Genomic DNA, 6,000 nt, shown 5'->3' on the forward strand with positions numbered 1-6,000 from the left:
CGCTAGGTCAAACTGGAAAAAGAAGTCGAAACGGGTGTGAGCCCCTATCCGAGCGGGCTACACTTCTCGTAAGTTCAAATTCTGGAATGCGGGTTCTGCAGGGCGAAAAGGCAAGCTGCAACAGCTCGCCTAAATTAGAAAGACACGAGGATTGACGATGAGCGATGTCGCAGAGCGCGTGAAGAAAATTGTCGTGGAGCATCTTGGCGTCGAGGCCGATAAGGTCACGGACAACGCCAGCTTTATCGATGATCTGGGCGCCGATAGCTTGGATACTGTCGAACTCGTGATGGCATTCGAGGAAGAATTTGGTTGCGAGATACCCGACGATGCCGCGGAGCATATTCTCACGGTGGGTGACGCAGTGAAGTTTCTTGAAAAGAACGCCAGCGCGGCTTGAGGGCGTCCTTCGTTCGCTTTTATCCGACGTGCCAGAGGCGCCTATCGGATAAGATCACAAGGGGCTGGGTAACCGGCCCCTTTCATGCGCCTTGAATCAACCGCACATAAGAAGCAGCTCATGCGCCGTGTCGTCATCACAGGAATGGGTCTCGTCACTCCCGTCGGCTGCGGTGTCGAAGCCGCATGGTCCAATCTGCTCGCCGGACAGAGTGGCGCCCGGCGCGTCGAAGAATTCGAAGTTTCCGACATCACATGCCAGATTGCGAACTTCATTCCGCGTGGTGCCACCGCCGACGGCAAATTTAATGCCGACGATTGGATGGAGCCGAAAGAGCAGCGCAAGGTCGACGACTTCATCATTTATGCCGTCGCGGCTGCCGACCAGGCGGTTGCAGACTCGGGCCTGAAATTCGAAACGGCGGAAGCGCAGGAGCGCGCCGGCGTCTTGATCGGCTCCGGCATTGGCGGCCTTTCCGGTATCGCCGACACCTCGATCCTTTTGAAGGAAAAAGGTCCGCGCCGCGTCTCTCCGTTTTTCATTCCGGGGCGGCTTATTAATCTTGCGGGCGGCCACGTCTCGATCAAACACAATCTTAGGGGGCCGAACAACGCCGTCGTCACGGCCTGTGCCACGGGTACGCACGCGATCGGTGATGCCGCGCGGATCATCGCGCTCGACGATGCCGACGTGATGGTCGCGGGTGGAACGGAAAGCCCGATTTGCAGGATAGCGATGGCTGGGTTTGCGGCGTGCCGCGCACTCTCGACCGGGTTCAACGACGACCCGACGAAGGCGTCGCGACCCTATGACAAAGATCGCGACGGGTTCGTGATGGGCGAAGGCGCAGGCGTCGTCGTGCTCGAAAGCTACGAACATGCGAAAGCCCGCGGCGCCAAAATCTACGCCGAGGTGATCGGGTATGGCATGTCAGCCGACGCCTTTCACATCACGGCACCTGCCGAGGATGGCGACGGCGCTTACCGGTGCATGAAGGCGGCTCTGGCGCGTGCCGGCGTTGCACCGAGCGAAATCGACTACATCAACGCGCATGGCACCTCGACGCCGATGGGTGATGAAATCGAGCTCAAGGCTGTCGAACGGCTGTTCGGTAACAGCACGGGCAAGCTCGCGATGTCGTCGACGAAGTCGGCCATCGGACATCTGCTCGGCGCCGCGGGCGCCGTTGAGGCGGTTTTCTCGGTCCTCGCCATGCGTGATAACGTTGCGCCGCCGACACTTAACCTCGACAACCCGTCCGTCGAAACGGGTATCGATCTCATCCCGCACGTACCAAAGAAACGCGAGATCAACATCGCGCTGTCGAATTCATTCGGCTTTGGTGGCACCAACGCGTGTCTCGTCCTCCGCCGCGTTGCTTAATACCTGCCGGGAGACCTACCCGGCTCGCGTTTTTGCCACATTTTACAGTGAGCGTCGGCATCTGGTGGGGGTGATGGAGCCAAGGGGCCTCGGGGCTGTGCTCTGGGCTTGCTGACGACTTCATCAAGGGACGATACTCGCGAAGTCATGAGCCAGTACCGGAAACGCTCGGACGCGACCAGAACCTCGCGGACCGCCGGAGCGCGTAGCCCTAACGAGCGCCTGGAGCCGGGGCGTGCGCCTGGTCGTCCGCGCGGCCTTCAGGCCCGCGAGCCGTCGCGGTTTTTCGCGCGCTTCGTTCGCATCATCAGTGGCGTGCTGACGATCTCTCTGGTCGGCATGCTGATACTCGGCACCACGGCCTTCACGATTTTCCACCAGTACGAAAGCCCCGGGCCGCTGGAGGCTAAGCGCACGCTCATCATACCGAAAGGCGAAGGCCGCATCGCAATCGCCGAGCGACTCGAGAAGGAAGGAGTCATCACAAACAGATGGACCTTCGTCGGCGGGCATTTGCTGCAGGCCTTTTTTGGTCCCAAGAAAAGCAGCGACCTGAAGGCCGGCGAGTATGAGATCAAGGAACACGCTTCGATGCGTGAGGTGATCGAGACCCTCGAGGACGGCAAATCCATTCTCTACAAAGCGACGCTGCCGGAAGGCCTGACCAGCGAGCAGATCGTCGAACGTCTGAAGGCCGAGCACACTTTGAGCGGCGAAATCTCGAGTGTTCCTGCGGAAGGCACGCTTCTTCCCGACACGTATTATTTCTCCAAAGGTACCTCGCGCGCGGAGATCATCGATCGCATGCAAGAGGCGATGCAGAAGACGCTTGCCGAACTTTGGGAGGGACGAGACGCCGATCTGCCGCTCAGATCAACCGAAGAACTGGTGACGTTCGCGTCAATCGTCGAAAGGGAAACCGGCCGCGTCGACGAGCGCGACCGCGTCGCCGCCGTTTTCTATAACCGGTTGAAAAAGGGCATGCGGCTGCAGTCGGACCCGACGATTATCTACGGCCTCGTCGGCGGGCAGGGGATGCTCGGCCGCGGCATCACGAAGGCCGACATCGAGGCGAAGTCGCCATACAACACGTATCAGATCAACGGCCTGCCGCCGGGCCCGATCTGCAATCCCGGCAAGTCCGCTCTGCAAGCGGCGTTGCATCCGGCCAAAACCGCGGATCTGTTCTTTGTTGCTGACGGCAGCGGAGGTCACGCGTTTTCCGAGACGCTGAAGGAGCACAATTCAGCCGTCCAGAAGTGGCGTGGCGTCGAAAAGCAGGCGAAGGCAAAGCAGGATGCGGCCGAGGCCGCTAGCGACGCCAACCGGGCTCCGATACCGACGAATGCGAACGACGCTCCGGCCAAAAAGGCCAGTGCCGGTTCGACGAAGCCAGCGAAGGGCTCAAAAGCCGCTAAGGCGGCCAAGGCAGCATCGACAGCCACCCCCGAGAGCAGCGGCGACGATAGCGACACGACAGCCGGGGGCTCAGAACCGGCCGCTACGGCGCTTCCCGCCAACACGACTGACGTTCCCCTCCCGGTCCGCAAACCGAAAAAGCAATAGTGCGGCAAACGTCGCCTGCCGTATCGGCGGTTGGCGGATACCCTCCGACCCGTTAAGTTGCGCGCCGCTACAATCCCGCAACGAGAAGCCTCCCTGATGAACATTTCGAGCATGACCGGGTTTGCACGCACCGATGGCACGGCCGACGGCCTGACGTGGACTTGGGAAGCGCGCAGCGTCAACGGACGCGGCCTCGACGTTCGCTTGCGTCTGCCGCCCGGCAACGAGGCGCTCGAAATACCGGCGCGGGACGCTGTCGCCAAACGCTTCTCGCGTGGCAATATCGCGGTGGCGCTGGCGATCGAGAAGCAGCAAACCAACGGCGCGATCCGCTTGAACGAGACCGTGCTGGCCGAGGTCATCAAGGTCGTCGACCGCATTTCCACGTTGTGTGGCGCAACCCGTCCCGATGCGGCGCAACTTCTAATGATCAAAGGCGTGCTTGAGACTGCAGATCAAGGCCCGGAGGATGCAGAGGCGCGCACGAAGCGCGAGCGAGCTCTAATCGAGAGCCTCGAGGCGGCGCTGGAAAAATTGAGTGAGGCGCGGCGCGCCGAGGGAGCCCGCCTCGCCGATGTCATTAAGGATCAGCTGACGCAGATCGAACGCTACGCCGCCGACGTCAGAGCCTCACCGTCCCGGGCTCCGGAGGCGATCCTGGCCCGCCTCAAGGATAACATCGCGCGGCTGCTCGATACGACGGCCGCGCTGGATGGTGATCGGCTGCATCAGGAAGCGGTGCTGCTCGCAACCCGCGCCGATGTCGAAGAAGAGCTGCAAAGGCTTGCGTCACATGTTGGGGCAGCGCGCGACATTTTGAATGAACCGGGTGCGGTCGGACGCAAGCTCGACTTCCTTGCTCAGGAGTTTAACCGCGAGGCCAACACCCTCTGTTCGAAGGCCAACGCCGTCGACGTCACGCGGCTCGGCCTGCAACTCAAAACGGTCATCGACCAGTTCCGCGAACAAGTGCAAAACGTCGAGTAGCATGACCAGAAAACAACCAGACAGCACGACGGATGCCAACGCAGAGCTCCACATGGCGCGGCGCGGACTGCTTTACATCATCTCCTCGCCTTCGGGCGCCGGCAAGACGACGCTGGCAAGACGCCTGCTCGCCGCCGATCGCAACATCGCGATGTCGGTTTCGGTAACGACGCGCCCGGCGCGCCCCGGCGAACGCGACGGTGTCGACTATCGCTTTGTCGATGCCGATGGGTTTGAGAGCATGAAGGAACGCGGCGAACTGCTCGAATGGGCCCGCGTGTTCGACAATCACTACGGCACGCCGCGCGCCCCTGTCGAGGCGGCAATCCTCGCCGGAAAGGACGTGCTCTTCGACATCGACTGGCAAGGCGCCCAGCAGCTGTCGGAGAAAATGCCGGGTGATGTCGTCCGCGTGTTCGTGCTGCCGCCTTCGGGGCCCGTGCTCGAGGAGCGGCTCAGGGTGCGCGCACAAGATTCGCCGGAAACGGTGGCGCGGCGCATGGCGGCTGCGTCGTCCGAAATCAGCCACTGGCCTGAGTACGACTACGTGATCGTCAACAGCGATCTCGAAACGAGCGTAAATTCGGCGCTGGCGATCCTGACCGCGGAACGTCTCAAACGCGCCCGCCTTCTCGGCCTTTCGGCGTTCGTGCGCGATATGCGGGCCGTGCTTTAAGCGGACGCTTGATCGCCGCGCTCGACGATGCTCGCCAGAGTAGCAAATTCCGAAACCGTCAGCTCTTCGGCCCGTCGCTCCGGCGCGATTCCCGCTTCTCGCAACAGAAGCTCTGGCATGGGAGTCAATTGCTTGAGGCTCGAGCGCAGCATCTTTCGACGCTGCCCGAAAGCCGACGCCGTAACGCGAGCGAGCGTCGAGACCCGGCATTGCGGCTCCGGCATCGGAATCGGAGTAAATTCGACGACGGCGGACGCAACTTTCGGCGCCGGCGTGAACGCTTCGGGCGGCAGCGACATGACGACCTTGGCGCGCGTCCGCCACTGCGCAAGAACCGAGAGGCGGCCATAGGCTTTCGTGCGCGGCGCGGCAACGATGCGATCTGCAACCTCGCGCTGAAACATCAACACCATGCGGTCGAACCACGGCGGCCATGGCTCCGTCTCGAGCCAGCGGACAAGCAGCAGGGAGGCGATGCCGTAAGGCAGGTTGGCGGCAATCGTCACCGGCTCCGAACCGGCGATAAGCGCCGGCCAATCAGCCTCGAGCGCATCGCCGGGATGCACCGCCAAACGACCCGGATAATGCGCCGCGATTTCTTCGAGCGCCGGCAAGCACCTCGCATCGCGTTCCACCGCGATGACACGCTTTGCGCCTTCCATCAGCAACGCTCGCGTCAAGCCACCGGGGCCCGGTCCGATCTCGACGATCGTGCGATGATCGAGGTTACCTGAGAGACGGGCGATCTTGCGCGTCAAATTGAGATCGAGCAGGAAATTCTGGCCCAATGATTTTTTGGCGTTCAGGCCATGCCGCTCGATGATGTCTCGCAGCGGCGGCAAGCCGTCAGGTCCGGCGGTCGGGCTCATGCCGTGGCCGCGCGAAACCTGCGTGCGCTCATGTCTGCCGCGAGCTTCAACGCCGCGATAAGACTCGCCGCGGAGGCTATGCCTTTGCCCGCGATCCCGAATGCCGTTCCATGATCGGG

The 6,000-nt window shown here is 62.0% G+C and carries 7 protein-coding genes; 5 read left to right on the forward strand and 2 right to left on the reverse strand.

Annotated features, from left to right (window positions below; translation table 11 throughout):
• The first annotated feature begins 157 nt into the window (after window positions 1-157).
• From VN623_RS11760 to gmk, 5 genes are all read left to right on the forward strand, one after another.
• Window positions 158-400 (forward strand): acyl carrier protein, encoded by a 243-nt coding sequence (locus tag VN623_RS11760; RefSeq protein ID WP_013215676.1) that lies wholly within the window; start codon window positions 158-160, stop codon window positions 398-400.
• 120 nt (window positions 401-520) lie between these two features.
• Window positions 521-1,783, forward strand: a complete 1,263-nt coding sequence (gene fabF, locus VN623_RS11765) for a beta-ketoacyl-ACP synthase II (RefSeq protein ID WP_325571180.1) — start codon at window positions 521-523, stop codon at window positions 1,781-1,783.
• Between the two features lie 147 nt (window positions 1,784-1,930).
• The gene (gene mltG / locus VN623_RS11770) at window positions 1,931-3,349 is read left to right on the forward strand and encodes an endolytic transglycosylase MltG (protein ID WP_325571181.1); all 1,419 of its coding nucleotides are present in this window, start codon (window positions 1,931-1,933) and stop codon (window positions 3,347-3,349) included.
• Window positions 3,350-3,445: 96 nt separating this feature from the next.
• Window positions 3,446-4,336 carry a YicC/YloC family endoribonuclease gene (locus VN623_RS11775; protein ID WP_325571182.1) on the forward strand — a complete coding sequence of 297 codons (891 nt, stop codon included), beginning with the start codon at window positions 3,446-3,448 and terminating at the stop codon, window positions 4,334-4,336.
• 1 nt (window position 4,337) lies between these two features.
• Window positions 4,338-5,012, forward strand: coding sequence for a guanylate kinase (gmk, locus tag VN623_RS11780; protein ID WP_325571183.1), 675 nt, complete (start codon window positions 4,338-4,340; stop codon window positions 5,010-5,012).
• On the opposite strand, the gene rsmA is transcribed toward gmk, so the two are convergent.
• Together rsmA and VN623_RS11790 are read right to left on the reverse strand one after the other, a co-directional pair.
• Entirely contained in the window at window positions 5,009-5,881 is an 873-nt protein-coding gene (gene rsmA, locus VN623_RS11785) for a 16S rRNA (adenine(1518)-N(6)/adenine(1519)-N(6))-dimethyltransferase RsmA (RefSeq protein WP_325571184.1), read from the reverse strand. The genes gmk and rsmA overlap by 4 nt on opposite strands.
• Window positions 5,878-6,000, reverse strand: a 123-nt coding sequence (locus tag VN623_RS11790; protein ID WP_325571185.1) for a 4-hydroxythreonine-4-phosphate dehydrogenase PdxA, incomplete at its 5' end; no start/stop codon positions are given. The genes rsmA and VN623_RS11790, both read right to left, overlap by 4 nt.

The sequence above is a fragment of the Hyphomicrobium sp. genome, assembly GCF_035572195.1.
GTDB lineage: Bacteria > Pseudomonadota > Alphaproteobacteria > Rhizobiales > Hyphomicrobiaceae > Hyphomicrobium_B.